We start from the raw sequence: 25,633 nt of genomic DNA, 5'->3' as shown, positions 1-25,633 counted from the left end.
AATGACGTAGCTTCGGTATCAAACTCGTCCAAGGTGTACAACCCCAAGCAAGGCGTTGCACCTCTTAGATCTATGGTCTCAGCTAGCAATTTCTTTGCAAGAATGATTGCCGAAAGCGTAGGTATATAAGGCCCTATCCCCTTCTCAGCACATAGCGTCCATTTAATGTGCATTTTCTGGCGATTTTGGTCTAAACCAAACAGATTTATCTGCATATTCGTTGATCCACTTACCTTTATTAAGCACTAAAAATGGATGACCAGTATACGAAAGAATGCCGTTCACAGTGGCTTCACCACGCTCAGCTTGATTGCCTGGCGCTATAGCAAAATCGATTTCTTCAAGCGTTGAAAACTGCTGAGCAAAACAATCGACAACCACAGAAGAAAGGCCAGGCACTGAACTCGCTCCTGATACAATCAAGACATTCTGTGCACAGGCTTGATCATGAAGTGAAGTAATATCGCAGACAAAACGACGGTCATCCGCTAAATCTATGTAATGACTGCCTAAACCTATGCAGGCGCTTGCAACACGGTAATCTTGCCCTTGAAAAGGACCGCCTGTATGGATTACAAGATCAGGCGATAAAGCTCTTAGTGTTTGAATAAACTCTGGTGTGTGAATATCAATGAATGCGGACTCTAGCGATGCATCAACTCCCAATAAAGACAGCTTTTGACACATATCTTGCGCTTTGTGGATGCTTCGTCCCGCGATAATAATTTTGATGCCCGATAATACGGACAAACTCTCAGCTATACGTTTACCGAAGTTCCCATAACCGCCAAGAATTACGACTCTTTTCTCGATTTTTTTCATGGCAAAAGACCCTGTCGAATCCATAACAAGAGCCCTTGACTCACTATCTTTCATCCTGAATAAACTGAAACACGACTCACTCCCTGAGGTTAAATTGTAAAGCGTTTAACCAAGTCCTCTAGCGTACCGGCTGTGACATTGAGACTTTTACTGGCTCTCACATTATCCAAAACGGCTTCGCTGGCTTGCTCTGATTGTTGGCGAACGCTTTCAACCCCTGCCTCAATAGTTCCTAGCTGCTGGAGTTGAGAGCGAGTGTGCTTTCCAATTTCTAAATTCAAGCGACTAATGGTTGCCACTTGTTTTATCACAGATTCAAGCGACTGAGCAACGGACTCCGTTGCTTGTGTATTTTTTGCAACTTGCGCCAAGCCTTGGGTCATGGATTGTACACCAAGATCCGCACGTGCTTGAATTTGCTCAATCAGTTCGCGTATTTCAATCGTTGCATCACTTGTCCGTTGCGCCAACTGCCTGACTTCATCGGCCACCACTGCAAATCCACGTCCATTTTCTCCCGCTCGAGCGGCTTCAATTGCAGCATTCAATGCAAGCAAATTGGTTTGCCCCGAAACATTTTGTATAACGCTGATGACTTTCCCAATATCGTCACTCTGCTGTTTAAGCGACTGAATAACCTCATTAGAGTGATTAACCGTTTCAGCAAGACTGGCCATTTCACGCTTGGCATTTTCGATGTCTTTCTGGCTATCTTGAATGAGCTGGTTTGCTGAGTGTGCCTGCTCCCCTGCTAACTCACCACTGCTAGCAACTGAACGAACCATTTCAGCCAAAGCACCGGTTGAGTTGATAATCGCTTGCTCACCTTGAGCCTGCTGCTCAAGCGCATCGCGAGTTTTATTGGACGTATTGGTCATCATTTTTGCACTTTCGCTAATGCTCAGACCTGACTGCTTCATATCCAGAACATTTTGGCGCAAACTCTTAATCATCGCATTTACTGAAGCAATAACCGATTTTAACTCACCTATTGCACCTGCATCACTCACCTGAGACGTTAAATCGTTGTCTGTCACACGGCGAACGCCACTTACAAAGCTAGCCAAGGGTTTTACCAATAAGCGCTGCAATAACAAGCCAATGGTTACGCTAACAATAAGTGCAATAAAAATAAACGCCAGCAAAATCAGAGGGACCGTTTCGGCATTGCGTTGAGCTTGCAGAGCGCGGTTTTCAGCTTGATCAATACGTTCAACCTGGTCAGATGCAATTGCACGCTGCATGGCCGCCAGAGACGCATCAATCTGACGTTCTACTTCTGGAATGCTTTGCAAAGAAACAGATAATTGCTGAACAGACGATGACAAATCACCGATAACCAAACGATAACTGTCATTGGATTGATTAATCAGCTTAAGCGCATGATCCAACACGTTGGTTGAGTTAGCGCTAGCTTCAAGTTGCGCGCTGGTTGCGGCTTGTGTTTGCTTAGCCAAATCATTTGCTTCAGCGGCTGTTCGATTGGCCAATTCTAAGCTGCCTGTTTGAATACGAACAGATAATCGTATCAACTCCTCAAGCGCCGCAATAATTTCAGTAGCCAATGTCTCTCTTTCAAAGAATTCTTCGAGGCCTGCATAACGACGCACTTGACTACGAAGAGGTCTTAATTCACGTCGAACATCAACCAAGACATTACGTGTATCATCACTTTGATCCACATTAAACATCGCTGCTGTCATTGTTGATGTACCGCGATATACCTGCTGCAGACTTTCTTCAAGCGAAGCTAATGCGTTAGGTTCATTTCGTCCTAGTTTATAAAAATCGATGAGTGCCTGTAGCGACTGCTGATTAATTTGCTGTGCAGCCGTAATCATGGTGTGCAACGGACCAGAAACCAACTCAAGATTGGTTGCAATATGGCCCGTTACTTCGCTAATTTGAATTAAGCTTTCGTTTTGCTGGGCTGAAACCTGTCTTAGCTGACTCAGTCCCGCATCTATCTCACCACTTGCCTGCCCAGTAGCATCAAGTCTTGTCTGCAACCCTTGCAAGGCTGATACGGAAGCCTGCGCTCCTGCTAATTGCTTAACTTGCTGTTCCATTTGCGTTAATGCTTCAACTGATTGCGAGAGACTGGCCGCTACGCTAGATGTCTCGGACTGTAAGTAGTTCAAATCACCGCTTAGCTTATTTGCACTAAAATATGCAAAACCACCCGTTAGCAGCAAGATTCCAAGCATCAATCCAAATAGAAGATTAATAATGAGCCGAACACTTAACGTCTGCGCCATAGCACAATAACCTTATGACAATAGTTTAGATTAATATAACAGAAAGACCCAAAAACGCTTAGCCGTTAACAGTTTATTTCTGTTATCTTGTGTTTGAAACGCATATGCAAAACTTTTTTCTCTCTAATAGTAAAAAACAGCGTTTTTTACTTTCGTTTTTACAATAATACACATATTTTATAGAGTGGAATTACACATTGATCGTGCTCACTCAAACAATCAGGTATATTCGATATGTTTAAATTAGCATTTATGGTTTCTGTTTTTTATGCAATGCTGAGTTTTCTCACTTGTTATGCGGCGGTTGGCACAGTAAGCCTCCTGAGTGGAGACGCCGTCATTCAAAGAGACAACCTTTCTCTCCAAGCACAAACAGGAAGCCTTCTTGAGACAAAAGATATTTTTGTGACGGCACAAAGCGCACGAGCTCAAATAGTACTGAATGATGGCACTGTGATCTCTGTTGGTGGGAACACAGAATTACAGATTGATGAGTTTACGGAGATTGGCACTCCAAAAGTGTCAATGAACATTGCCCAAGGGACGTTTAAAGCAATTACAGGGCGTATTGCCCGGCAAAATCCAGAAAGCTTTCGACTAGGAACGCGCACAGCAACCGTTGGGATACGAGGCACAATCATTTCAGGAAAAGTGACGCCGGATTTTGAGTTGTTTGCAACCTTGCGGGGACAGATTTATGTGATAGAAAGCATTACTGGCGCAAGCGTTGATGTCCCTTCTGGCCAGTATACGCGAGTGCTTGCAGGCATTACACCAACACCTGCATCTGATCTAATTCCAGAGATTGGCGAAGAGCTCAATACCGATCCAACGAGCCCACCACCTTCCGCCAATTTACTTTCTGATACACAAACACAAAGATCGTCAGAAAGCACTTCTTTAGCCAATCAAGTACCGACAACCGATAGCAGCCTTCAGACGACAACCTCACTGGAGGGCCTGAACACGTTGAGCGACCTACAAACGACCCCATCGATTCAAGAGCCTACTAGCGTGGGCGATGTTTTAGGTACGCAAGTGAGTCAAGACAGCTTCGATGATACACTGGCGACCATACCGACGACACCTACCAATCCTCCTCCCGTTAATGTGAATCCCTTAAATTGGTGGTACTCAGCCATAAATGCGGACTTTTTGGCCATGCCTTTTACCCCTCCAGTGGGCGACCTTCCTGATGCCGCCGACAACTACTCTAAGTGGGGACTGTGGGATGGTGGAGCTTGGGTGGCTGGTGTTGAACGCTTGAATGCTATTAATCACCTGAACTCTCTGACAAATCAAATTTATCAGTTTGAAGGCAAGGCTAAAGGTCATGTCTACTACGGTTTTGTCGACGTTCCTCCTCACACAATACTGGAAAATACGCTTAACAAAACTGAACTAACATTCAACTTTGGCACCAACGAGCATACAGGCTTTATGCGCTTCGAAACCAGTAATGGCTTTAATTGGGATGTATCACTAGAAAATGGCACTGTTAATAAAAACAGTGCCACCTATACCTTTATTCTTAATGAAATCGAACAAGCAATTCAGGGAAACCTTGTCGGTAGTTTTTTTGGCCCCGAAGCTCAGAGCTTGGGTGGCTTCTTCAATATGATAGACACTGCAAATCAAATACAAGCACTTGGTGTTATTAGGGCGGAAAAATAACATGAAAAAAACACAGCTGATTTTGCCTTGCTTATTACTCTCTTGCATCACAGGCTTTGCTCACTCAGACGCCCTACCATTGAAGTCAAACACTGAGCATTCGCAAGAAACCCTTAATCACTACTACGAGGCAGTCAAAAACCTGGAGCAAGGGCAGCATCAAAAAGCCTATGAATTGTTTGAAAAAATATTTCCCCTCATGCCGGATAGCCTAGCTGTTAATGTCATGATGGCAAGAGCGGCCATGGCACAAGGCATGTATGACGAAGCATTAACTTCATTAGATAGAGCATTGATTATAGAGCCTAACAATGCTCCCGCCCTGCTTGAAATGGCGCGATTGTACTATGAGCTAAAGCAATACGCACTGGCTGCAGGCGAAGTTGAAAAAGCCCTGAATCAACCCCTTCCAGAAACAATTAAGGCACAAGCTGAAGACTTCTTAGCACTTGTTAATACACGTCAGAATCGCCATCACCTTGCCACCACCTTAATGCTTGGTGTGCAGTATGATGACAATGCAAACAATGACATAGGCAGCTCTGCAAATTTTCAGCTACCAGGCTTAGGTAATATTAGCCTGTCTGGCCAAGGCGAACAGGAGGATTTTGGATTTACGCAAGCCCTTCGCTTTGATCACACTTATGATTTTGGACTCAGAGGTGGGTGGTACTTAGATAATCAGCTAGTACTGCTAAATCGTAATCACAAGAATGTTCACAACAACGACTTATTTTACATTTCAGGTTCAATTACACCAACTGTCGCAACTGATAAATACAAACTTGGTATCCCCTTTTTCACAGAAAACATTATGTTAGACTATGATCAATACTTAAACGTCTCTGGAACCGGATTGCAATACCACAGAGTTATTAATCCTCGGGTTCAGTTTCTCAGTTATTATCGAGCTAGCCTTCTAAAATACGCCTCCCCTAGGCAGAATCGTGATGCTTGGTCTAATCAAATAGGCGCTGAGCTGCAAGCCTTGTTTGGGCCAAAATCAACACGGGGCGTCATCGGAGTGGATTTTGAACATCGCGATCAACGCAACTCACATCGTCACACGAGCGATCCGGCCTCCTATGAAATGTGGACATTACGAACAGAGCTGTCACACCCACTTTCGCAAACCTTACGCGCCAGCCTCGGGTTCACCTATCAGGAAACAGATTACAAACAACGTGATGTATTATTTGCCAATACCCGCTCCGATACGCTTAAGCGGCTTGACGCATCTTTACTTTACTCCTTAGACAGTAACAGTGCGCTCAGTTTTGCTGTCTCTGAGCATCGACGCCGATCAAACCAAAAACCTAACAGCTACGACAAAACATTGGTGAGTATAAATTACATCCTTAGGTTTTAAATGTGCGGCAGATAAAGTTACACATTGCCTTATCCTTTATGCTGCTCTGCATGTTCAGTGTATTGCAGCTGTATCCGCCACAGATTTTGAGCACGTTTGAACTCAAACTAAACGACCAAATGCTGACTATTCGTGGCCAACAGCCTGTCGACCCCCGAATCGCCATTATCGACATTGACGAGCGTAGCTTACAAGAGATTGGACAATGGCCTTGGCCTCGCAATCGCGTCGCTGAACTGCTACTCAATTTACGCGATAGTGGGGTTGCAATCATTGGCTTGGATATCGTCTTTGCTGAACCTGATAACGCATCACCACGGCGCATTCTTCAAAACCTTAATCTTCCCTTAGACATTGAAGCATTACCGGACTACGACGAAATCCTCAACGAGGCTATTGTAGAAACACCTACGGTCCTTGGTTACGTGTTTGTTATGGAAAATGATCAACTGGTCAGCGACCACAGCCCAGACTCCCATGCAATCATCCTTGAAAGTAACAAGCCGTCTCACTCTTTAGTATTAAAGCCTCATAGGCCTATTTTAAGCCTACCTCAAACACATATTGAGGGGTTATTTAGCGGATATATCAACACGCTTCCTGATATTGATGGAACCATACGACACCTGCCTCTGGTTATGGAGTATGACGGGAGCATTTACCCTTCTTTAGCGATGGAAATAGCCCGATTGGGAGTGGGAGCGCAACGCATACAATTGAAATATCATCATCAATTCGTTGAAAACCTATTGCTAGATTCACTCGAAATTCCGACCGATATCTATGGGCGATTGGCCGTCAACTATCGAGGCCCTTCATTTCAATATCCATATATTTCTGCTGTTGATATTTTAACTCGACCCGAAGCGTTTTCACTTGAAGGAAGCGTCGTACTTGTCGGAACGTCTGCCGCAGGCTTGCTGGATTTAAGAAGCACCCCTCTAGACTCAGTCTATCCAGGCGTAGAAGTCCATGCCACGGTGATTGACAATATTCTGAATCAGGATTTCATTAGCAAGCCTAGCTGGTCCTTGGGTGTAGATTTCATCACCTTGCTTATTATTGCAACGGGTGGAACCTTCATTTTATGCTTATCAAGCACTCTCGTCTCTGCCTTCTTAGCGCTTATCGGCTTAATGCTTTTACTTGTTCTTCACTACTACTTATTGAGTCAACAAGGGCTTATATTCACAACACTCACCCCTTCCTTGCTATTAATCAATCATTTTGTACTGGGTACTTTGCTGAATCATCACCAAGATCAAAAACAAAAAAACTTTATTCGCCAACGCTTTGAGCGCAAAGTCTCTAAGGAGATTGTAGATGAACTTTTAACCCATCCCAATTTAATGCTAGAGGGCTCGGAGCGCTACATCACTATTTTTTTTAGCGATATTCGCGGGTTCACACAACTGTCTGAGTCTATTGGCTCTGCCAGAGAGCTGGTCACCCTGCTCAATCGCTATATGAGTTGTATGATCGATAGGATTACACACAAAAATGGAACCATTGATAAGCTGATAGGCGACGCCATTATGGCCTACTGGAATGCACCGATGGACGATGCACAGCATGCGGATCATGCCCTAAGTTCTGCAATTGAACAAATTCAAGCACTTAAACAACTTAACGCTGACTTTGTTAACGAAGGATTGCCAGCCTTGAGTATCGGAATTGGCTTGAATACAGGTATTGCTATTGTTGGAGAAATGGGATCACAGGATCGTTCAGATTACACCTGTATCGGCGATGAGGTAAACCTTGCTTCAAGAACAGAGGGGTTGTGTAAATACTTTAAAAGCCAGTTAATCCTTACAGAGTCAACCTATGGAGAATTACAGCAGAAAGATCTTTATCTATTCCGCCCCTTAGGTCTTTTAAATGTAAAAGGCAAAAGCCATCCAGTGAAGTTTTACGAGTGCTTGGGTTTGACATCTCAACCTTGGCAAAGCTATTCAGAAGAGGAGGACAGGTGCTTAAACATTGCTCTGGAAGCATTTCAAACGGGTTGCTTTCAGCAGGCCTTAACACACTTTGCTCGTCTGGATGAACTGTATTCCCAGCATTTATATCAACTGTATATTCAGCATTGTCTAGAGGCGATTAATTACCCACCAAACAACTTTAACGGCACGCTAACCATGACCGAAAAGTAACCAACCGTATGCTCTAGGTCTCGATTAGCCCCTGGCGTACTGCAAGACGCACTATATCAGCATTATTCTTCAGCTCTAATTTACGTAAAATATTCGCGCGATGCGCATGAACCGTTTTAGGGCTTAAACACATGACGTCCGCTATTTTAGCAATGGGATGGCTTTCTGCCAGCATACTAAAAACCTCAAGCTCTCTTTGGCTCAAGCGTGTTAAGGAGTTAGTGCTTTCTTCTCCTGTATTCAATTCGGCTTTAATCGCTGCTGATAAATAGCGCTGACCAGCATAAACACTACGCACTGCTTCAATTAATTCGCTCGGAGCGCAATGCTTGGTTAGATAACCCAAGGCTCCGGCTGATAAGGCTTGAGAAGGGTATGGATCGCCACTCAAGGCAGTTAGTACAAGAATTTTTGCGTTTTCATCATGCTGGATGATTTTGCGAATTGTCTCGATACCACAGGTTGATGAGACTTCATCCGTATCTTTTTTTTGCGGTATAGATAAATCCATAACAACGACGTCAGGCTGAACTCTTGCATAAATTGCAACCGCACAAAAACTTGATTCTGCTTCCGCTATAACTCTAACAGAAGGGTCTTTTTGAAGTATTTGCTGGTAGCCTGCTCGGATGATGGAGTGATCATCAACAAGAAGGAGCTTAATAGTTGAGCTCAGACATTTCTCCATACACAATATATCAATCAAATGTTTTATTTATCTGGCAAATATATCATGCCTAAGCCTCAGTGTGTAGACGGCTAATTCATTTCACCTAAGCTTTCAGCCCCACAATAGACCCCTTGCGTGTCAAGATCGAGCGCAAAGGGAGAGACGCCCTGCCTTGGATCTAAGTGAGCAGGCTGTGCCACTAATTCATCGCTGAAGCCAATTAACTGAATACCTTCCTTTTTACAGTGCGCCAGTACTTTTTCCAGCGCGCTAATGACGGCGAGTTGGCGGTCATTAAACTGTTCATTTCGCTTTTGCTCTGTCCGGAGCTTACTGGATACCTGCTTAATGACATATCCCGAAGGGTCTAGCAGCTGTACTGTCACCCCCGTCACCTTTTCAGCAACGAGTGCCGTTTTGGCTGTTTGAAAAATATATTCATCATCGCAGACAAATACATCCCCCTTGCAAGCGTCTCTGAAAAGAGACCTTACTTTCATGACCGAGCTATCAGCGCTTATAAATTTATCCATATTTTTCAATCACTAAAATTTATAATTTAATTTAAAAGATCAAGCTATAACTCCGACCCCTTTGAGATTGCTTGGCGCAACTTCGCGTTTTCATTCGTCAATTTTTCATTGATTCTTTTAAGGCGTTCAATTTCCTCTTCCTGAATTCTAATCTTAACCCTAGCATCGATGACTTCATCAATTTGATTCTCAGTTGCCAAATGAAATTGATGCTCATGTTTGCGTTGCTGCGCTTGATTTTCCAGGTCCATCGTTAATCGAAACACACGTTCTTCTAACTTAAATCGCTGCTCTTCCGCTGACTGCTTCTCCTCTGTCATTCGAGCAAAGCGTTCGAGCAATTGGCCATACTGCTGCTGAAGATCGGACAGCGCCTTACTGCTGCCTTGAACCGTTTGATTCAACGACGATTCAAGATCGGCCTGCTTTTGCAATAAGACAGATTGACGCTCTTTGAAGGCCTGCTCAGCATAGGCTAGCGCTCGATCCCATGCCTGGCTCGCCAATCGCACCACAGGCTCAGGCAAATCCGGATGAGACTGCTGTCTAGTGATTCGCTGGCTAAGCGTTTGCCACCAGTCGTTCAGCGCGCTGTTAATTGTCGTCAGACTGCCGCTGCCGATGAGGTCTCGAACATTTTGTTGCGTGGGTCTAATCCCCTGCGCCAAGAGCTCATCTGCCGCTTGAAATACTTTTTCGCGCGTACTACTTTGCTTTTTCATATTAAAAATACACAATACGTATTAAATGATATGTATCAAAATAAAATAATACCACGATTTAAGACTTCTGCTAGACGCTCTATCGCCTGTTACGCGCGATTTCGGTAAAATTCACTTTTATTCTTTTGAGGGTTTTTACGCAATGAACGCACCTAAGGTCGGTTTTGTCAGTCTTGGCTGCCCTAAAGCTTTGGTTGATTCTGAACGAATCCTGACTCAGCTTCGCACAGAGGGATATGAAATTTCCTCCTCCTACGACAACGCAGACGTTGTTGTAGTCAACACATGTGGCTTTATCGATTCCGCTAAAGCAGAATCACTCGATGCCATTGGTGAAGCAATTAAAGAAAATGGGCGCGTTATTGTAACGGGCTGCTTGGGCGTCAACGCGGATGAAATTCGCGAGCTGCATCCCCAAGTATTAACTGTAACTGGCCCTCAAGCCTATGAGGCAGTTGTCGGTGCGGTCCATGAGCACGCTCCCTATCAGGCAACGCACGACCCATTTATCAATTTGGTTCCACCTCAAGGCATTAAGCTGACCCCCCGGCACTATGCCTACGTTAAAATTAGTGAAGGCTGCAATCATCGCTGTACATTTTGCATCATACCCTCGCTTCGCGGAGACTTAGTTTCTCGCAAAGCAGATGAAGTAATGAATGAAGCAGAGCGCCTAGTCACTGCGGGTGTTAAAGAGCTGCTAATCGTGTCACAGGACACCAGTGCCTATGGCGTGGATCTTAAGTACCCATTAAGTTTCTGGAAAGGCCGCCCTGTAAAAACACGCCTGCTTGAACTGGCCGAGGCACTTGGCGAGTTAGGTGTCTGGGTGAGACTGCATTATGTCTACCCCTACCCTTCAGTCGACAAAGTCATCCCCTTAATGGCACAAGGCAAAATACTGCCTTATTTAGACATTCCGTTTCAGCATGCCAGCCCACGCGTCTTGAAAGCAATGAAACGCCCAGCCCATGCAGAGAACACGCTTGAGCGCATTCGTGCTTGGAAAGAGATCTGCCCAGAGCTGGTTATCCGTAGTACGTTTATTGTTGGCTTCCCAGGTGAGACCGAAGAAGACTTCCAGGTTCTGCTCGACTTTTTAGAAGAAGCTCAGCTTGATCGTGTTGGATGCTTCCAATACTCGCCTGTTGCTGGTGCGACGGCCAACGAAATTGCAGACCCCGTTCCCGATGACATTAAGCAAGAACGATGGGATCGTTTTATGGCCGTTCAAGCTAAGATCAGTGCCGCTAAACTTCAAGCAAAGATTGGCAGTCTAATTGATGTCATCATCGATGAAGTTGTTGAAGAAGGCGCTGTTGGTCGCAGTAAAGCGGATGCTCCTGAAATCGATGGACAGGTGTTTATTGATCACGCAACGCACTTGCAACCAGGAATGATTGTGAAAGCAAGGGTGGTCGATGCGGATGAATATGACTTATGGGCCGACCTAGTTGAGTAAGTCTTGAAAATAGACACCCAAACCCCCATAAATCGTTTGAAATGAGTTAAGTTTAAGAGAACTGACGTATGCATACTTTATTTAAAACGCCTTTCACTGAGCTTCCAGAGCAAATCCCGCTCTTTCCGCTTAATAATGTCGTTTTGATGCCAGGAGCGCGCCTTCCTCTCAATCTGTTTGAGCCGCGCTACTTAGCCATGCTCGAATACTCAATGAAAACGTCAAGGTTAATCGGCATGGTACAGCCGGATGAAGAGACGGGAGAGTTAGCTCGAGTCGGCGGTGTAGGTCGTGTTCAGTTCTTTAATGAAACTTCTGAAGGCAGTATTGAAATTGTGTTAACGGGTCTATGTCGATTTGATTTAATCGGCTCCACTCTGACCGAGGAGGGTTTTATTCTCGGTCAGGTAGACTGGCAACGCTTTAGCAAGGACTATGATGCCGTGCTCAACCTGAATCCCAGTCGTGAGCAGGCGTTCCTCGAGTACCTAGAAAACTATGCCTCGGCGAAAAACTTATTTTTGGATCGCCGATCACTCGCCCATTTAAATGGCTTAGAAATGCTGAATGGCCTAATCACTGTGATGCCTTTCCCTGCTAGGGATAAACAAATTCTGCTTGAGATAGAACAACCTGACGATCGCTTTGATTGGTTGGAAACCTATCTTGCAATGGAGACCCCATCTGAAAACAAAGAGATCTCTCGACATTAGTTCATGAAAATGTGACGTTTATATGACATTTTTTTGCCGAGGCTCAATAGACGCTGCTCTAGCACCGTATATAATAAACCGAAATCTGCAGCATTGCTTAAAACACTACTCTTGTGCTTTAAAACATGAGCCTGCATGAAGAATCTTGCCACTCCTCTTCCGTGATTAAGGTGCAAATTTGTATGTGGTTTAATAAAAATAATGCTGTTATTGAGCAACTCCAAAGTCAACTTGTAGCTGAACGAGAAATGCATTTGCTTGAAATTAATGAACTGAAAGAGCTGCTCGATCAAAAAGAAGCTACCTTGCAGTCCTTAAGAAGTATTGGAGATGACACTTCTCAAATAATTGCATGCCAACTTCAAGGTGGCAGCATGTTAGAAACCATTCGTCAGGGCTTAGCTAGCACTGCTGAGCAATTAGTTGAAGAGCGCAAGTCTTTAAAACATTTAGACAATGTCTTTGATCAAACTCGCACCGCACTTTCAACCTTAAGCCAACGTGCAAACAATATAAATACTTACGCCTCAAAAAGCATGGATGCTGCGATTGTTTTAGACAAGACGGCAAACTCCATTAATCACTTTGTCTCAAGCATAAAAGAGATTTCTGACCAAACTAACCTTCTCGCTTTAAACGCAGCCATTGAGGCAGCAAGAGCGGGTGAAGCGGGTCGGGGCTTTGCTGTTGTCGCAGATGAGGTTCGCCAGCTTGCCGTTAAAGCTGGCGATGCCAGCGGCCAGATTGAATCGCTTGTTAGACTTGTTTTGCAGCAAGCAGATGAAATAAAAAAATTAGTAGAACAAAATCAACTAAGTGCAACGGATGTATCAGCATCCTCTACCCAGATTGATGGTGTCGTAGATGAAGTGCTTGCACGTTCAGAGCATATGCAAAAAATCATCAGCAACGCCACAACGGCAGCCTTCTTAAATACAGTTAAGTTGGATCACGCAGTTTGGAAAAATCAGATTTATCAACATGTTGAAGCTGAGGCATTTACTCAGCCCGTTAATGCACACACAGAGTGCCGCCTTGGAAAATGGTATTTCGAAGGCTACGGGGCACGTAAGTACGCTCATCTTCAGAGTTTTAAAGAGCTCGACCAACCTCATAAGCAGGTTCATCAGTCAGGCCGCTTAGCTCTAGAAGCAGGAAAAAATCAGGATACAGCTTCAATGGTCAGGCATTTGAAAACAATGGAGTCTGCCAGCCAGCGCGTAGTAGGTTGTATTGATCGCTTGATGCAAGACGTGCAAAATTAAGTAGATCGTTGAATCATTCGAAAGGGTTATATGCGCAAAATCACGAATCACCAAGATGCAGCGCTGGCATTAGCTGAATTTATCAACGACCACCCCTCTCTTTTTATCCTGACTGGTGCGGGGGTTAGCACTGATTCTGGAATACCAGATTATCGGGACGAAAAAGGAGACTGGAAGCGAAAGCAACCCGTCCAACACCAAGACTTCATGACCAGCGCAGCGACGCGTCAGCGTTATTGGGGGCGAAGCTTAATTGGATGGCCGATTATACGAGACGCTAAGCCCAACACTTGTCATCAAGCCTTGACTGAGCTTGAGCAGTTAACACATTTGCATTTATTGGTGACACAGAATGTTGATCGGCTGCATCAGGCTGCTGGCAGCCAAAAGGTGATTGATCTGCATGGACGCTCAGACCGTGCGATTTGCATGAATTGTGGCTTTCAATGTCCGCGTGACGAGATACATCATCGCTCAGCCCTTCTTAACCCTGATTTTTTGCATTTCACAGCAACAGCTGCCCCCGATGGCGATGCAGACCTGGATACAGACTTTTCTAACTTTGATGTTCCAGACTGCCCAAAATGCGGAGGAATTTTAAAACCGGATGTTGTCTTTTTTGGTGACAATGTGCCTAAGCAGCATGTTGAAACTGCATTATCGGCTCTTGAAGCCAGCGATGCGATGCTGGTGATCGGCTCATCATTGATGGTCTATTCGGGTTATCGCTTTTGCAAACGAGCGCAAGAATGGAATAAGCCAATTGCGAGCCTGACCTTAGGAAAAACACGAGCGGATGATATTACTCATTTAAAATTGAGTGCTAAAATTGATCAGACCCTGATCGCCACTCTAGCACTCATTAAATGATGATCACTTGATGTGACGTCCTCCATCTAATGGCAACGTCCTGCCTGTAACATAAGTACTTGCCAACAAATATTCCACAGCGCGAATGAACTCATCTGCACCGCCTTCTCTTTGCAGGATAGATTTTGCACGTGCTTTTACTTTGTATTGGTTATCATCTGTTTCATTGAAGAGCATCAACGCCGGTGCAATTGCATTCACTTTAACCTTGGGTGCCAGTAACTGAGCAAACGACAAGGTCATGTTCGCCAAAGCCGCCTTACTTGCGGCATAGGCGATATGCTTTTGGCTGCCCTTTTCTGCAACATAATCGGTTACATGAATAATGTCAGCCATACCGTCACTGGCTTGCAGTAACGCACTAAGCTCAAGATTCATGACATAGGGCGCATTGACGTGCACCTGCATCATATACTCAATGGTTTCAAAGTGACGACCTGTATCGGATTCAGGTAGCCAGTCAGACGCGTTGTGGATTAGCGCATCTAACCTTGCATGTCTATCTTTAATTTTTCCAATAAAATCATTAACTTCTTGCTGGATCTTAAAGTCAACTTTATAGGCCTCCATGCCCAAATTACGTAATGTTTCAATCACAGGCGTTTCTGTACGATAAGTGCCTATTACCTGCCATCCCTGTTCAAGAAGCCGAGTTGACAAAACAAGTCCTAATCGACGCCCAACCCCTGTAATGAGAACAACCTTACTCAATTGACTCTCCTCCAAAATTAGCGCAAAAACTCAGCACGTGTATGTAGGTTAGTTTTGAATATCCCCCCCAACGCAGTGGTTGAGGTACTGGAATTGACATCCTGAACCCCGCGAGATTTTACGCAGTAATGGGTTGCCTTGATCGAAACGGCGACATTATCTGTTTCGAGCAAAGCCTGAAGTGCGACAAGAAGTTGCTGGGTTAGGCGCTCTTGCACCTGAGGGCGTTGAGCAAAAAACCGCACGATTCGATTGATTTTTGACAGACCGATAATTTTGGTTGCAGGCAAATAGGCCACTGTAGCAGTGCCATCAATCGTAATAAAATGATGCTCACAAGTACTGGTCAAACTAATGTCTGATACTCGAACCATTTCATCGAGTTTCATCTTATTATCGATAACGGTTATCTTAGGAAAGTTTTGATAATCCAGTCCGGAAAAAATCTCTTGCACATACATTTTTGCAATGCGATGAGGCGTTTCAGCCAAACTATCATCGCTTAAATCTAAACCTAATGTTGCAACAACCTCGGTCATTAAACCCTTGAGGCGCTCATACTTTTGCTCGGGCGACATTCCTGTATCCAGCATAGGGGTTTCCAACCCTCTATCGAACAGTGCTTTTTGTACTAAAGCGGCTTCTTTTGAAATCATGATTCGACCTCTCACCTGAGCCAAACAGTTCAGGACTTGTGGTATTGAAGGGTTAATGATACGGAATCTGCAAATCTCAGTGCATGAGGCTTATCAACCGTCACCTGTGCATGGGTAACACAGGCAGGCTCTGCACAAATCTGTAAGACATCTGCAACTAATTTTTCCAATAACAAGAATTGCCCCTCTTCAACATGCTGAATAACTTTTTTGGTGATCTGTTTGTAATCCAGTGCAGCGGACACATTATCCGACAAACAGTCCTGACTGGTTGGATAGTGAATCTCAGCGTTGATCACAACATCCTGTTTTTTTTCACGCTCATCTGGATTGAATCCAATATAGGTCCGCAGACGCAAGTTAGTGATCTTGATGATCGCATTACTGATAGACATAATGAATCTCCGTGTTTTTTCACTAGTACGCAGTCTGCCACGAAAGTAGACCATTTTACTCGGATATTTTTTAACATCCCAGTCATAATTCATTTCTTTTCTAAAAATGAAGGTCAAATATTATACGCTCTTTTTCATCCAAGACTGTATTTATGTTATTTATGACGAAGATTAAATACTTTTATCGCGCATAAATGACGCTTTTAAGCGTATTTTGCTGCGACACACCCATCTGAGCACTCGTAAAATTTTGTATTCGATACTCGACAATCGAAAGGGTTTTGTCTATCGTTGAATCCGAGTTCGACGGAACTCACTCGGCTGAAACATCGGCCAGCGTCGCTCGGACGGTTCCGGGCGCTTACGTATAAAGAGAGACTTACATGTCAAAACCACGTCGTTTCGAGCGCATCGAGCGCTTACCTCCTTACGTTTTTAATATCACAGCTGAACTCAAGATGGCTGCGCGCCGTCGTGGCGAAGATATTATTGATTTGAGCATGGGTAATCCTGATGGGGCCACACCACCGCACATCGTAGACAAACTCTGTGAAGTGGCACAACGTCCCGATACCCATGGCTATTCGACCTCACGTGGCATCCCGCGCTTACGTCGCGCCATTAGCCACTGGTACCAAGAGCGTTATCAGGTGGATATTGACCCTGAGCACGAAGCGATTGTCACCATTGGCTCCAAGGAAGGTCTGGCACATCTGATGTTAGCCACTCTTGATCGCGGTGATGGCGTACTTGTACCCAACCCAAGCTACCCTATTCATATCTATGGGGCAGTGATTGCAGGTGCTCAAGTTCGTTCAGTGCCGTTGATTCCTGGAATGGACTTTTTTGAAGAATTACAGCGTGCCATCAAAGAAAGTATTCCTAAACCCAAGATGATGATTTTAGGGTTTCCATCCAACCCTACGGCTCAATGCGTTGAGTTAGATTTTTTTGAACGTGTGATTGCTCTGGCCAAAGAGCATGATATTTTAGTCGTTCATGACCTCGCCTATGCCGACATTGTCTATGATGGCTGGAAAGCGCCCTCTATTATGCAAGTTCCGGGGGCGAAAGATGTCGCAGTGGAGTTTTTCACCTTATCAAAAAGCTACAATATGGCCGGTTGGCGTATTGGCTTTATGGTTGGCAACCCCGAACTGGTGAATGCGCTTGCCCGCATCAAGAGCTATCACGACTACGGCACCTTTACCCCCCTACAAGTTGCAGCCATCGCTGCGCTTGAGGGCGATCAGCAATGTGCAAAAGACATCGCCACCAGTTATCAGAAACGGCGAGATGTATTGGTTAAAGGCTTGCATGAAATCGGCTGGATGGTTGAAAAACCCAAAGCATCAATGTACATCTGGGCTAAGATTCCCCAACCTTATGCAGACTTAGGCTCACTGGAGTTCTCCAAAAAGCTCTTAGCAGAAGCGAAGGTGTGTGTATCGCCGGGGGTTGGCTTTGGTGATTATGGCGATGATCACGTGCGCTTTGCATTGATCGAAAATCAAGACCGTATTCGCCAAGCCCTACGCGGTATAAAAGCAATGTTCCGTGCTGATGGTTTGCTTTCATCCAGTAAATCTTCAAGCTAAAGGCCGCAGGTTCGAACAAGACTCACGCTGTTGATCTTTTCGAACCTATTCAGTCAACCCTTCATACACTATAAGACCATGACTCAACAAACACTTTTAATGAATCAAGAAGAGATGACTGCCTTTTTGCAGGATGTCTATCCACAATTTAATGGCGAAGTTGCCGACATCACGGAAGACTATGCCTTGTTACGCCTGCCGATCGATAACACGCATGTACGACCTGGCAACACCGTTTCAGGCCCCACGATGATGGCATTGGCAGATGTCGCACTTTATGTGGTGATTCTATCTAGAATTGGGCCAGAAGCACTAACCGTGACCACAGATTTCACCTGTCACTTTTTAAACAAACCCAGCGCAAACGCTGCGCTCATGGCAAAAGCCACCATCCTAAAATTAGGCAAGCGCTTGGTCATTGGTGAGGTGGAGCTTTACAGTGAGGGAGAGGAAGAGTCCATGGTGGCACATGTTGTCAGCACCTACTCTATTCCTCCCCGTAAATAAACGTCTTTCTTATGCCTTGATCAGCCGCTCCAGTGCTTGATCAAGTGTCTCGTTCCGTTTCGCAAAACAAAAGCGCACCCATCGTAACTCTGGAGGCGCTTTTTGATAAAACACCGACAAGGGGATCGCAGCGACCCCCACCTCTTTAACCAACCAATGCACAAACTCAACATCTTCAACATCACGGATGCTTGAGTAGTTCATTAGTTGAAAATACGTTCCTTGTGATGGCGTAAATTGGAAGCGGCTATCTTGCATGCCGAGATTAAAACGATCCCGTTTCGCTTGATAAAACTCACCTAAGATCTGATCATGCTCCTTGTCCAGGTTTAGGTAATCTGCCAAGGCGTATTGCATGGGCGTACTGGTGCTAAAGGTGAGAAACTGATGGACCTTACGAAACTCAACCGACAAAGCCGCCGGTGCAACGCAATAGCCAATTTTCCAACCTGTAATATGGTAGGTTTTGCCAAACGAAGACACAATAAAACTGCGCTCAGCCAATGCCTCATAACGATGCAAACTTAAGTGATGACGCCCATCAAACAGGATATGCTCATACACCTCATCAGCCAATATCAAGATATCCGTGTTTTCAACCAGAGCCTCCAAGGCCGCAATATCTTCGACAGATAACGTCGATCCGCTTGGGTTATGAGGTGAGTTAAGAATAATCATGCGTGTGCTCGCGGTGATCGCTTCACGCACGTTGTCCCAATTGATTGAAAAATCATATGAGTCCAGTTGAATATGTTTCGCTACGCCGCCGTTAAGCAGGATCGCAGGCTCATAACTGTCATAGGAGGGATCGAACACGATGACCTCATCACCCGGCCTAACGGTCGCTGCAATGGCTGCAAAGATGGCTTCTGTTGCACCTGAAGTGACTGTCACTTCAGCTTGAGGGCACACCTTGCGTCCATAGCAACGCTGAATCTTATCGGCAATGGCCAAACGTAAAGGCTCCACCCCTGTCATGGGCGCATATTGATTCATGCCTTTTTTAATGTATTCCCCGACACGATCAAGAAGCACCTGTGGCCCCTCAAAATCAGGAAATCCTTGCGATAAATTAATGGCCTGATGGTCTGATGCAAGTTGTGACATTTGGGTAAAAATTGTTGTACCTACCTGAGGTAAACGCGATGCAGGGTAACGCATGAAATACTCCATTGCGGGAACACATTTAACTCGAATGATACCCTGCGCTCAGATAAAATGCTCGTTTGGATTGTATCTGAGACCTAAACTATGCCTAAAGCTGTTGAACTAAAACGCGGACACGTGATTGAAATTAACTCTAACCTTTACATTGTCCAAAACGTCGATGTTAAAAGCCCATCTGCCCGTGGAGCAGCCACACTGTATAAAGTCCGCTTTGCACAAGTCCCTAGCGGACGTAAGCACGAGGAAACCTATGTCGGTGATGATATTGTCAAGGATGTTCAACTTGAGCGTCGCAAAGTCTCTTTTTTGTACAAAGAGGATGACTTGTACACCTTTATGGATCTAGAAGATTACAGCCAATACACCATTAACAGCGATATCATTGCACCTCAGATTGACTATTTAACAGACGGAATGGAAGGGTTAATGGCCCTGTTGGTCGATGGCAATATGATTGCTCTGGATATGCCAGTTACAGTGGTGATGGAAATTGTTGAAACTGTACCCGGCATGAAATCAGCTAGCGCAACAGGGCGCACCAAGCCTGCTATTTTGGCTACCGGCTTAGAAATTCAAGTCCCAGAATATATAGAACCCGGTGAAAAAGTTAAAGTTAACACAGAAACTGGCAAGTTCCTGTCACGCGCTTAATCCTATCTGTGCTTAGTAGAAACCACGTAACCCCCGCCCGCCTTTATGCCCTTTAGGGTATTTATGCCCTAAAGGTACTGTAGGGCGGAGGACAGCCAAACGCGGCTTTGCCTAAGCACATCCCTCCTTCTCTTTTTAATCGTCTTTCTTTCACTGAATGTGTCTTTTGCTTGATTTTACCAAAAAGACTGTATATAAATACAGTAACTGTATAAATGATCAGTATTGAGGGAATAAACGATGTACTCAACCTATACTGCGATCGAATGCATTTCTGCCGATGCTCGACTTGTTCGCCCCGCGCTTGAAAAAGTCGCACATCAAGAAAAGTGGATCACCCTGATTTCACCACCAAAAGACTACCCCGACGTACATCTGCTCTTAGATGCTGGTGTACATCCTAATAGCGTACGAATGATTCATTATGATCAAAAAGAATTATGTGCTCTGGCCTGTCAAGCCGCAGAAAATGGCCTTAGCAGCCTAGTCATGCTGTGGGTAAATACACCTCTAAAGCAGCACGAAATGCAAGCACTACAACGTGCAAGCCAACTTGGTAACTGCATGTCATTGGTCTTTAGAAAAGCACAGACCACTCAGCATTACCAATACCCTTTATGGGAAGATAGAACTCGACCCAGCCCTGCGTCTCTTGCTTAAAGATGCTTGCTCAGTAGTAATTGGAGATCCTTTTCTGATAACTCGCCCAGATGACTTGCCAACAAGTACCCTTCACGAGAATAAAACAGTGTTGTTGGCAGCCCTCTGACATTCATATGATGCAAAGCCTCTTGACGAGGGTCTAGCCAGAGATGTTGAAAGTAAAGCTGGTTGGTGCTTAAAAACTGATTGATGGCAGGTACGGTTTCACCTTGATTAATCAAAACAACTGAGACCCCCTCTTTCATTGCATAGTCCTGAAGCAAGGGCATCTCACGAACACAGGGTGGACACCAAGTTGCCCAGAAATTGACGATCAACAGATCGCCCTTTACATCTGAAAATGAAGCAGGCTGTCCAGAAAGGCTGGCCAAGACAAGCTGCTCTGGTAAGGGCTCTTTCGACAAGAACTGCACGTAAATACTCACACCTACCGCGAGTATTAGTGCAGATATGCCAAGGGGTTTTAAAAGCTTCATAGATGCGATTTCACCAAGGGAGGGAGAGTTTTGGCTCCACCAAAACTCTCCTTACAACAAATACCCGTTAACCCGATATAAATCTTGGGCTAATACCTAGATCCCAGAGAACAACAGTCGATGCGAGCATACTCACCAATACCACCATACCCACGGTTAAAATAGAGGTTGAAAACATAAAACCACGATCTGCTGGTATATTCATCAACTCAGGAACACCTGAGTACAGAATATACACCGTATAGGCTAAAGCAAGAAGCCCAACACCCACCACAAACCAGAGCATCGGCCATAAGCCTGTGATGCCAGCTAAGAGTAAGGGAGTCGCTGTACAGGTTGCCAGTACCATACAGTGAGCAAGATCAGACTGTGCTCCATAGGTTTTTTCCATCCAATGAATGACGTTAGCAATAAATGCCACGCCAATTAATAACGCAATATAAAAGACAACCGCTATCATAAATGCACTATCGGTCGTTAACTTGACATAACTGCCTGTTCCAACACTCCAACCCACTTGCGTTGTTCCAATAAAGAAACTGACAGGTGGGATCGCGCACAGCCACACCAAAACATGTGTGTAGCACTCTTGAATGGTATAGCGCCTTTCTCGGATCATTTTCCAGATATTTTGCTGATGAAACATCACACCACTGATTTGCTGCAGTAACATAGTTTCGCTCCTTGGAGGGTGGTCACCACTCCTTTTCTGTTGATCGCATGACTGCTCATTTTGTTTTTATTTTCGTGTTACTTAATATCGAGTGATACATTATGTTATACGTTTTAGACTCCGCTTAAGTTTAGACAACCAAGAAAAAATAATGATCAAATAATAACCAGCAAAATAAGTATAGAAGATAGCGAATAGAAAACCAAAAAGCAGACAAGGGTGCCGTTGGATCATCCCCTTTCCATACTTTCCAGTTGTAATACATGAACTTAATGTTTAGCAGCAGCGCTCCACCTAGATATATCCAGCTGCTCATTCCTGAAGCAACAGGCATAAGAGTTGCCGCGACAGTCAACCATCCATACAGCCAAATTTGCAGTCGTGTGAACTCATTGCCATGAGTGACTGGCAACATAGGCACACCCGCCTTGGCGTATTCTTCTTTCTTATGGATCGCTAATGCCCAGAAATGTGGCGGCGTCCAAGCAAAAATGATCAAAACCAATAACAATGCATCGGCATGAAGCTGCCCCGTCATTGCGGTCCAACCCAACAAAGGCGGTGCGGCACCAGCCAAACCTCCTATGGTAATATTTTGTGGCGTTGCCCATTTCAAAAAAGCGGTGTAAACCACGGCATAGCCTAATAAAGCACCCGCTGTGAGTAATGCGGTGAGAGGGTTGACTTCAATCCAAAGCAAACTAATACCCGATATAGATAACGCCAAGGCATAGAGAGCGGCCTGCCAGCTTTTAACGCGCCCTTCTGCAACAGGCCGCCTAGAAGTGCGCAGCATGAGTTTATCTAAACGCTGATCCAATAAGTGATTAAATGCAGCCGCACCCATTGAGGCCATGCCGATCCCCAATAATCCCAATAAGGCCGTCACTGGGTCCGGAACTCCAGGAACAGATAGCGCCATACCCACTGCAGCACATACGAGCATCACAACTACCACTCGCGGTTTTCCTAGTTCAAAGTAATCACGAGCGAGCGCTCTTCCCGACGCAAAATCCCATTTATGAGCAATGAGCAAATCCGAATTACGCATGAGAGACCTTCCTGTAAGTAACGGGACTGTAGGAAACTTGAGTGATCGCCAAACGCCACCCTGTTCGCAATAAACACAACAACAATATGGCGGCACCCGCTGTATGCATCAGCGCAACAGAGAGAGGGAGCGAAAACAGAACAAGCACTATGCCAAGTGTGATTTGCAGTGCGTAAATCCCAAGCATTAACTGAGTAATACCCTTAATGGAAGGTTGCTTGGTGCGGCCAAAATTCCACAACATCAGTAATGCGATACCAACTCCTAAGGCACCGATACGATGCGTGTAATGAATGGCCGTTCGTGCCCCCGCATGAAGTTGGCCATATAAGTAATTCGGTCCTACTTCTTGGGTAATATGAAAGCCTTCATTAAAGTCCATATAACTTGGCCACCATTCGTTGTTGCAGGTCGGAAATCCTGTGCAGGCGATACCCGCATAATTACTGGATGTCCAACCTCCCAATGCCACTTGCAAGGTCAATATTAAAATGGCTGCCCACCAAACTCTTGGCAATGACGAGCGCTTAAACTGCTGATGCTGACAAGCGCCTAAACGGCACCTAAGCCAAAAAAAGATGGCTAAAACGGTAAAGCCACCCAGTAGGTGAAGTGTCACCACTTGTGGCCAAAGTTTGAGAGTCACGGTCAATGCACCAAACGCGCCTTGAATACAAATCACTAATAGCAACAATACGCTGACGGCAACAGGATAGCCCCGTAAATGACGATTTTTCCAAGCTAGAACGACTAAAACAATTGCCAAAAGCCCTAGCGATGAAGCCAAGTAGCGATGAATCATCTCAACCCAGGCCTTAAAAGGATCTAGTGGTATATGGGGTGCAAAATCACTGGCTCGCTCTGCATTGGGAACAACTAGGGCTCCGTAGCATCCAGGCCAATCAGGACACCCCAGCCCTGCATCGACTAACCGCGTCCAAACACCTACTAAAATAACAATAAACGTAAATACGATACCCACGCTGCTCAGGCGCATTGCCATGTTGAGCTTGGCTAATGAAGACTCATAGGAAAATGAGTTTGAATCCATGTATCACCCCGATTTATAATTGTTTTTGGCGATCTCTACTAAGACTAGATCAAATACGGACGTTCACCAGCTAAATGTAAAACTTATTTTTCTGGGTTGCGCTTTAAGAGTCGCTCTAAGTCCTTATGGACACTGCGTGCATCGACCTGCGCGGGGTACTCTGTAACGATCTGACCCTGTGGGTCAACGAGCCAAACTCTATAGGCGTCATGCCAGTCGGGCGCTTCGCCTTCCCACAAGGTTGCGATTTCACCCGGTAACAAGTCAGTATCAGAGCCAATACGCAAGCGCAGAACCCGTTCAGCTTGACGCCCTAATGCTCGATGCATTCGCCACCACTTATCGGCTTCTGCTAAGCAGGTTTCATCACAGACCTGATGGGTTGACCAAACAAGCCACCACTGGGATTGATCAGGAAGCTGACCAATAGGCCATTGGCTTAGATCGGGACGATCATGACCTAAATTCCCATGGGCAACCTGATGCTCGGGTATTCCTATTTGCCAATGCAACATCGCCCATGCCATCGGCATAGGGGCACCAAGAACCAGTATCAGGCCTAGCAGCTTTAAACGATTCTTCACGACTCTCTCCTCGCTTCTTTCGACATCACACGAAACCCAAGCACCGCAACAAACACACATAATCCGGATAACATGAGCCATTGAACGGCATAGGCTTGATGACGCTCAGGTGGCATTTGGTTTGGAGTCCACCAAGGCTGCAATACACCATCGCCTTCTGTTTGATGGATCACGCCTTCAAATACTCGATCACCCAGATGTTGCCAAGCCATTAAATCAATCGACTGCAAACGCGCACCCTCACGGTTGACGCCAAGCACTAACTGTCGTCCTAAATCCGTTTGCCAACGTCCGGCAAGAGTGACCTTACCCGATGGAGTCTCGACCACAGGGTCGATACGGCGATCAACCGACGTAGGAATAAACCCTCTCTGAACTAACCACCATTGATTTTGGTCTGTCATAAGCGGGGTTAGAACTGCAACACCGAGCTGGCCTTGATAGATACGGTTGTCTAGCCAAAGTGTTTCAGCGGCTAAAAACTCACCTGTTAATGAGACTTTGCTCCAAGAAGGGGGGGCTGTTTGAGGCTGCACAATCACGGGGGCCGATAGCAAAGCCTGTTCTATTTGCGTCTTCTCAGCTGCTCGTGCCCACTGCCATTGAGCCAACGCCAACCCGAGCAGCATTAACGTCGTCCAAAATGACCACCATACAATCCATTTAAAATGAAGCTTGACCCAACCTGTTTTATTTGTTCGACTTACAGGACTCAACGCCATCGGCGATAAACACTTGGAGTCTTTCATGCTAAAAGTCCTTATTGCACTTGTGTTTTTAGCAATGCTCATCAGCTTAAGCCTGAGCGCAGGCTTTTTACTCAAAGACCCTGGCTCATCCACTCGAGTACTGACTTCATTAAAGGTACGGGTCAGTTTAGCCTGCTTACTGCTTTCGTTACTGGTCTACGGTTTTATGTCGGGCCACTTGGGTTGA

27 protein-coding genes are annotated in these 25,633 nt (G+C 45.2%); 12 read left to right on the top strand and 15 right to left on the bottom strand.

Annotated features, from left to right (window positions below; all coding sequences use genetic code 11):
- Window positions 1-162: 162 nt before the first annotated feature.
- Both DN062_RS03260 and DN062_RS03255 read right to left on the bottom strand, forming a co-directional pair.
- On the bottom strand, window positions 163-822 hold the full coding sequence (locus DN062_RS03260; protein WP_239995677.1) for a saccharopine dehydrogenase family protein: 660 nt from the start codon (window positions 820-822) through the stop codon (window positions 163-165).
- An 89-nt stretch (window positions 823-911) separates the two neighbouring features.
- Window positions 912-3,080, bottom strand: coding sequence for a methyl-accepting chemotaxis protein (locus DN062_RS03255; protein WP_112157487.1), 2,169 nt, complete (start codon window positions 3,078-3,080; stop codon window positions 912-914).
- A gap of 234 nt (window positions 3,081-3,314) precedes the next feature.
- Between DN062_RS03255 and DN062_RS03250 the strand changes: the two genes are divergently transcribed.
- Genes DN062_RS03250 through DN062_RS03240 form a run of 3 tightly spaced genes read left to right on the top strand, consistent with a single transcriptional unit; the run spans window position 3,315 to window position 8,279 of the window.
- Window positions 3,315-4,754 (top strand): FecR family protein, encoded by a 1,440-nt coding sequence (locus tag DN062_RS03250; protein ID WP_112157486.1) that lies wholly within the window; start codon window positions 3,315-3,317, stop codon window positions 4,752-4,754.
- A 1-nt stretch (window position 4,755) separates the two neighbouring features.
- Window positions 4,756-6,123, top strand: a complete 1,368-nt coding sequence (locus tag DN062_RS03245) for a tetratricopeptide repeat protein (protein WP_112157484.1) — start codon at window positions 4,756-4,758, stop codon at window positions 6,121-6,123.
- 2 nt (window positions 6,124-6,125) lie between these two features.
- Complete coding sequence (locus tag DN062_RS03240; RefSeq protein WP_205126637.1) at window positions 6,126-8,279, top strand: CHASE2 domain-containing protein; 2,154 nt, start codon at window positions 6,126-6,128, stop codon at window positions 8,277-8,279.
- 13 nt (window positions 8,280-8,292) lie between these two features.
- Here DN062_RS03240 and DN062_RS03235 read toward each other — a convergent pair whose 3' ends face one another.
- From DN062_RS03235 to DN062_RS03225, 3 genes are all read right to left on the bottom strand, one after another.
- A complete protein-coding gene (locus DN062_RS03235) occupies window positions 8,293-8,967 on the bottom strand; it encodes a response regulator (protein ID WP_112157482.1) in 675 nt (224 codons plus the stop codon).
- Window positions 8,968-9,038: 71 nt separating this feature from the next.
- Window positions 9,039-9,482, bottom strand: coding sequence for a response regulator (locus DN062_RS03230; RefSeq protein ID WP_239995676.1), 444 nt, complete (start codon window positions 9,480-9,482; stop codon window positions 9,039-9,041).
- Window positions 9,483-9,526: 44 nt separating this feature from the next.
- Window positions 9,527-10,204 carry a DNA-binding protein gene (locus DN062_RS03225; RefSeq protein WP_112157480.1) on the bottom strand — a complete coding sequence of 226 codons (678 nt, stop codon included), beginning with the start codon at window positions 10,202-10,204 and terminating at the stop codon, window positions 9,527-9,529.
- Window positions 10,205-10,346: 142 nt separating this feature from the next.
- On the opposite strand from DN062_RS03225, the gene rimO reads away from it, so the two are divergent.
- The 4 genes from rimO to DN062_RS03205 all read left to right on the top strand — a co-directional run bounded on the left by rimO (window position 10,347) and on the right by DN062_RS03205 (window position 14,514).
- Window positions 10,347-11,666: a 30S ribosomal protein S12 methylthiotransferase RimO gene (gene rimO, locus DN062_RS03220; RefSeq protein WP_112157479.1), complete on the top strand. Its 1,320-nt coding sequence runs from the start codon at window positions 10,347-10,349 to the stop codon at window positions 11,664-11,666.
- Window positions 11,667-11,734: 68 nt separating this feature from the next.
- Window positions 11,735-12,379, top strand: a complete 645-nt coding sequence (locus tag DN062_RS03215; protein WP_112157477.1) for an LON peptidase substrate-binding domain-containing protein — start codon at window positions 11,735-11,737, stop codon at window positions 12,377-12,379.
- Between the two features lie 182 nt (window positions 12,380-12,561).
- Window positions 12,562-13,644 (top strand): methyl-accepting chemotaxis protein, encoded by a 1,083-nt coding sequence (locus DN062_RS03210; protein WP_112157475.1) that lies wholly within the window; start codon window positions 12,562-12,564, stop codon window positions 13,642-13,644.
- A 30-nt stretch (window positions 13,645-13,674) separates the two neighbouring features.
- Window positions 13,675-14,514, top strand: a complete 840-nt coding sequence (locus DN062_RS03205) for an NAD-dependent protein deacetylase (protein WP_112157473.1) — start codon at window positions 13,675-13,677, stop codon at window positions 14,512-14,514.
- Window positions 14,515-14,517: 3 nt separating this feature from the next.
- Here the strand turns inward: DN062_RS03205 and folM are convergent, their stop codons facing one another.
- From folM to folX, 3 genes are read right to left on the bottom strand one after another with little or no spacing between them, the layout of a single operon-like run.
- Window positions 14,518-15,225, bottom strand: coding sequence for a dihydromonapterin reductase (gene folM / locus DN062_RS03200; RefSeq protein WP_112157472.1), 708 nt, complete (start codon window positions 15,223-15,225; stop codon window positions 14,518-14,520).
- A 17-nt stretch (window positions 15,226-15,242) separates the two neighbouring features.
- Window positions 15,243-15,881: a GTP cyclohydrolase I FolE gene (gene folE / locus DN062_RS03195; RefSeq protein WP_036508969.1), complete on the bottom strand. Its 639-nt coding sequence runs from the start codon at window positions 15,879-15,881 to the stop codon at window positions 15,243-15,245.
- Between the two features lie 29 nt (window positions 15,882-15,910).
- Window positions 15,911-16,276: a dihydroneopterin triphosphate 2'-epimerase gene (gene folX / locus DN062_RS03190; protein WP_193483868.1), complete on the bottom strand. Its 366-nt coding sequence runs from the start codon at window positions 16,274-16,276 to the stop codon at window positions 15,911-15,913.
- 383 nt (window positions 16,277-16,659) lie between these two features.
- On the opposite strand from folX, the gene alaC reads away from it, so the two are divergent.
- The gene (alaC, locus tag DN062_RS03185; protein ID WP_112157470.1) at window positions 16,660-17,874 is read left to right on the top strand and encodes an alanine transaminase; all 1,215 of its coding nucleotides are present in this window, start codon (window positions 16,660-16,662) and stop codon (window positions 17,872-17,874) included.
- A gap of 114 nt (window positions 17,875-17,988) precedes the next feature.
- Window positions 17,989-18,381, top strand: a complete 393-nt coding sequence (locus DN062_RS03180) for a PaaI family thioesterase (protein WP_239995675.1) — start codon at window positions 17,989-17,991, stop codon at window positions 18,379-18,381.
- 9 nt (window positions 18,382-18,390) lie between these two features.
- On the opposite strand, the gene DN062_RS03175 is transcribed toward DN062_RS03180, so the two are convergent.
- Window positions 18,391-19,542, bottom strand: a complete 1,152-nt coding sequence (locus tag DN062_RS03175) for a pyridoxal phosphate-dependent aminotransferase (protein WP_112157468.1) — start codon at window positions 19,540-19,542, stop codon at window positions 18,391-18,393.
- A 90-nt stretch (window positions 19,543-19,632) separates the two neighbouring features.
- Between DN062_RS03175 and efpL the strand changes: the two genes are divergently transcribed.
- Together efpL and DN062_RS03165 are read left to right on the top strand one after the other, a co-directional pair.
- Window positions 19,633-20,199: an elongation factor P-like protein EfpL gene (gene efpL / locus DN062_RS03170; protein ID WP_112157466.1), complete on the top strand. Its 567-nt coding sequence runs from the start codon at window positions 19,633-19,635 to the stop codon at window positions 20,197-20,199.
- A 240-nt stretch (window positions 20,200-20,439) separates the two neighbouring features.
- Window positions 20,440-20,859, top strand: a complete 420-nt coding sequence (locus DN062_RS03165; RefSeq protein ID WP_112157463.1) for a hypothetical protein — start codon at window positions 20,440-20,442, stop codon at window positions 20,857-20,859.
- Here the strand turns inward: DN062_RS03165 and DN062_RS03160 are convergent.
- The 6 genes from DN062_RS03160 to DN062_RS03135 form a co-directional block, all read right to left on the bottom strand.
- On the bottom strand, window positions 20,856-21,338 hold the full coding sequence (locus tag DN062_RS03160) for a TlpA family protein disulfide reductase (protein WP_112157461.1): 483 nt from the start codon (window positions 21,336-21,338) through the stop codon (window positions 20,856-20,858). The two genes, DN062_RS03165 and DN062_RS03160, sit on opposite strands and share 4 nt — an antisense overlap.
- Before the next feature lie 67 nt (window positions 21,339-21,405).
- Window positions 21,406-22,011, bottom strand: a complete 606-nt coding sequence (locus DN062_RS03155; RefSeq protein WP_112157460.1) for a Yip1 family protein — start codon at window positions 22,009-22,011, stop codon at window positions 21,406-21,408.
- 130 nt (window positions 22,012-22,141) lie between these two features.
- Window positions 22,142-23,062, bottom strand: a complete 921-nt coding sequence (locus tag DN062_RS03150) for a heme o synthase (protein WP_112157458.1) — start codon at window positions 23,060-23,062, stop codon at window positions 22,142-22,144.
- On the bottom strand, window positions 23,055-24,113 hold the full coding sequence (locus DN062_RS03145; RefSeq protein WP_112157456.1) for a COX15/CtaA family protein: 1,059 nt from the start codon (window positions 24,111-24,113) through the stop codon (window positions 23,055-23,057). Before DN062_RS03145 ends, DN062_RS03150 begins: the two co-directional genes overlap by 8 nt.
- Before the next feature lie 83 nt (window positions 24,114-24,196).
- Window positions 24,197-24,697 carry a hypothetical protein gene (locus DN062_RS03140; RefSeq protein WP_112157455.1) on the bottom strand — a complete coding sequence of 167 codons (501 nt, stop codon included), beginning with the start codon at window positions 24,695-24,697 and terminating at the stop codon, window positions 24,197-24,199.
- Window positions 24,694-25,446 carry an SURF1 family protein gene (locus DN062_RS03135; RefSeq protein ID WP_162301240.1) on the bottom strand — a complete coding sequence of 251 codons (753 nt, stop codon included), beginning with the start codon at window positions 25,444-25,446 and terminating at the stop codon, window positions 24,694-24,696. The genes DN062_RS03140 and DN062_RS03135 overlap by 4 nt, the downstream gene beginning before the upstream one ends.
- Between DN062_RS03135 and DN062_RS03130 the strand changes: the two genes are divergently transcribed.
- A complete protein-coding gene (locus tag DN062_RS03130; RefSeq protein ID WP_112157452.1) occupies window positions 25,445-25,633 on the top strand; it encodes a DUF2909 family protein in 189 nt (62 codons plus the stop codon). The genes DN062_RS03135 and DN062_RS03130 overlap by 2 nt on opposite strands.

Origin of the sequence: Nitrincola tibetensis (assembly GCF_003284585.1) — a bacterium.
Classification (GTDB): Bacteria; Pseudomonadota; Gammaproteobacteria; order Pseudomonadales; family Balneatricaceae; genus Nitrincola; species Nitrincola tibetensis.
The sequence above is the reverse complement of the archived record's forward strand: the minus strand, read 5'-3'. Positions and strand labels throughout refer to the sequence as shown.

What these genes read in the sequence shown, in the direction of transcription:
- DN062_RS03245 (WP_112157484.1), top strand. Translation starts at nt 4,756, where the DNA reads ATGAAAAAAACACAGCTGATTTTGCCTTGCTTATTACTCTCTTGCATC.
- DN062_RS03180 (WP_239995675.1), top strand. Translation starts at nt 17,989, where the DNA reads ATGACTGCCTTTTTGCAGGATGTCTATCCACAATTTAATGGCGAAGTT.
- folX (WP_193483868.1), bottom strand. Translation starts at nt 16,276, where the DNA reads ATGTCTATCAGTAATGCGATCATCAAGATCACTAACTTGCGTCTGCGG.
- rimO (WP_112157479.1), top strand. Translation starts at nt 10,347, where the DNA reads ATGAACGCACCTAAGGTCGGTTTTGTCAGTCTTGGCTGCCCTAAAGCT.
- DN062_RS03260 (WP_239995677.1), bottom strand. Translation starts at nt 822, where the DNA reads ATGAAAAAAATCGAGAAAAGAGTCGTAATTCTTGGCGGTTATGGGAAC.
- DN062_RS03210 (WP_112157475.1), top strand. Translation starts at nt 12,562, where the DNA reads ATGTGGTTTAATAAAAATAATGCTGTTATTGAGCAACTCCAAAGTCAA.
- DN062_RS03250 (WP_112157486.1), top strand. Translation starts at nt 3,315, where the DNA reads ATGTTTAAATTAGCATTTATGGTTTCTGTTTTTTATGCAATGCTGAGT.
- DN062_RS03165 (WP_112157463.1), top strand. Translation starts at nt 20,440, where the DNA reads ATGTACTCAACCTATACTGCGATCGAATGCATTTCTGCCGATGCTCGA.
- DN062_RS03175 (WP_112157468.1), bottom strand. Translation starts at nt 19,542, where the DNA reads ATGCGTTACCCTGCATCGCGTTTACCTCAGGTAGGTACAACAATTTTT.
- folE (WP_036508969.1), bottom strand. Translation starts at nt 15,881, where the DNA reads ATGATTTCAAAAGAAGCCGCTTTAGTACAAAAAGCACTGTTCGATAGA.
- DN062_RS03155 (WP_112157460.1), bottom strand. Translation starts at nt 22,011, where the DNA reads ATGTTACTGCAGCAAATCAGTGGTGTGATGTTTCATCAGCAAAATATC.
- DN062_RS03230 (WP_239995676.1), bottom strand. Translation starts at nt 9,482, where the DNA reads ATGGATAAATTTATAAGCGCTGATAGCTCGGTCATGAAAGTAAGGTCT.
- DN062_RS03205 (WP_112157473.1), top strand. Translation starts at nt 13,675, where the DNA reads ATGCGCAAAATCACGAATCACCAAGATGCAGCGCTGGCATTAGCTGAA.
- efpL (WP_112157466.1), top strand. Translation starts at nt 19,633, where the DNA reads ATGCCTAAAGCTGTTGAACTAAAACGCGGACACGTGATTGAAATTAAC.
- DN062_RS03215 (WP_112157477.1), top strand. Translation starts at nt 11,735, where the DNA reads ATGCATACTTTATTTAAAACGCCTTTCACTGAGCTTCCAGAGCAAATC.
- DN062_RS03150 (WP_112157458.1), bottom strand. Translation starts at nt 23,062, where the DNA reads ATGCGTAATTCGGATTTGCTCATTGCTCATAAATGGGATTTTGCGTCG.
- DN062_RS03235 (WP_112157482.1), bottom strand. Translation starts at nt 8,967, where the DNA reads ATGGAGAAATGTCTGAGCTCAACTATTAAGCTCCTTCTTGTTGATGAT.
- DN062_RS03225 (WP_112157480.1), bottom strand. Translation starts at nt 10,204, where the DNA reads ATGAAAAAGCAAAGTAGTACGCGCGAAAAAGTATTTCAAGCGGCAGAT.
- DN062_RS03160 (WP_112157461.1), bottom strand. Translation starts at nt 21,338, where the DNA reads ATGAAGCTTTTAAAACCCCTTGGCATATCTGCACTAATACTCGCGGTA.
- alaC (WP_112157470.1), top strand. Translation starts at nt 16,660, where the DNA reads ATGTCAAAACCACGTCGTTTCGAGCGCATCGAGCGCTTACCTCCTTAC.
- DN062_RS03135 (WP_162301240.1), bottom strand. Translation starts at nt 25,446, where the DNA reads ATGAAAGACTCCAAGTGTTTATCGCCGATGGCGTTGAGTCCTGTAAGT.
- DN062_RS03255 (WP_112157487.1), bottom strand. Translation starts at nt 3,080, where the DNA reads ATGGCGCAGACGTTAAGTGTTCGGCTCATTATTAATCTTCTATTTGGA.
- DN062_RS03145 (WP_112157456.1), bottom strand. Translation starts at nt 24,113, where the DNA reads ATGGATTCAAACTCATTTTCCTATGAGTCTTCATTAGCCAAGCTCAAC.
- DN062_RS03130 (WP_112157452.1), top strand. Translation starts at nt 25,445, where the DNA reads ATGCTAAAAGTCCTTATTGCACTTGTGTTTTTAGCAATGCTCATCAGC.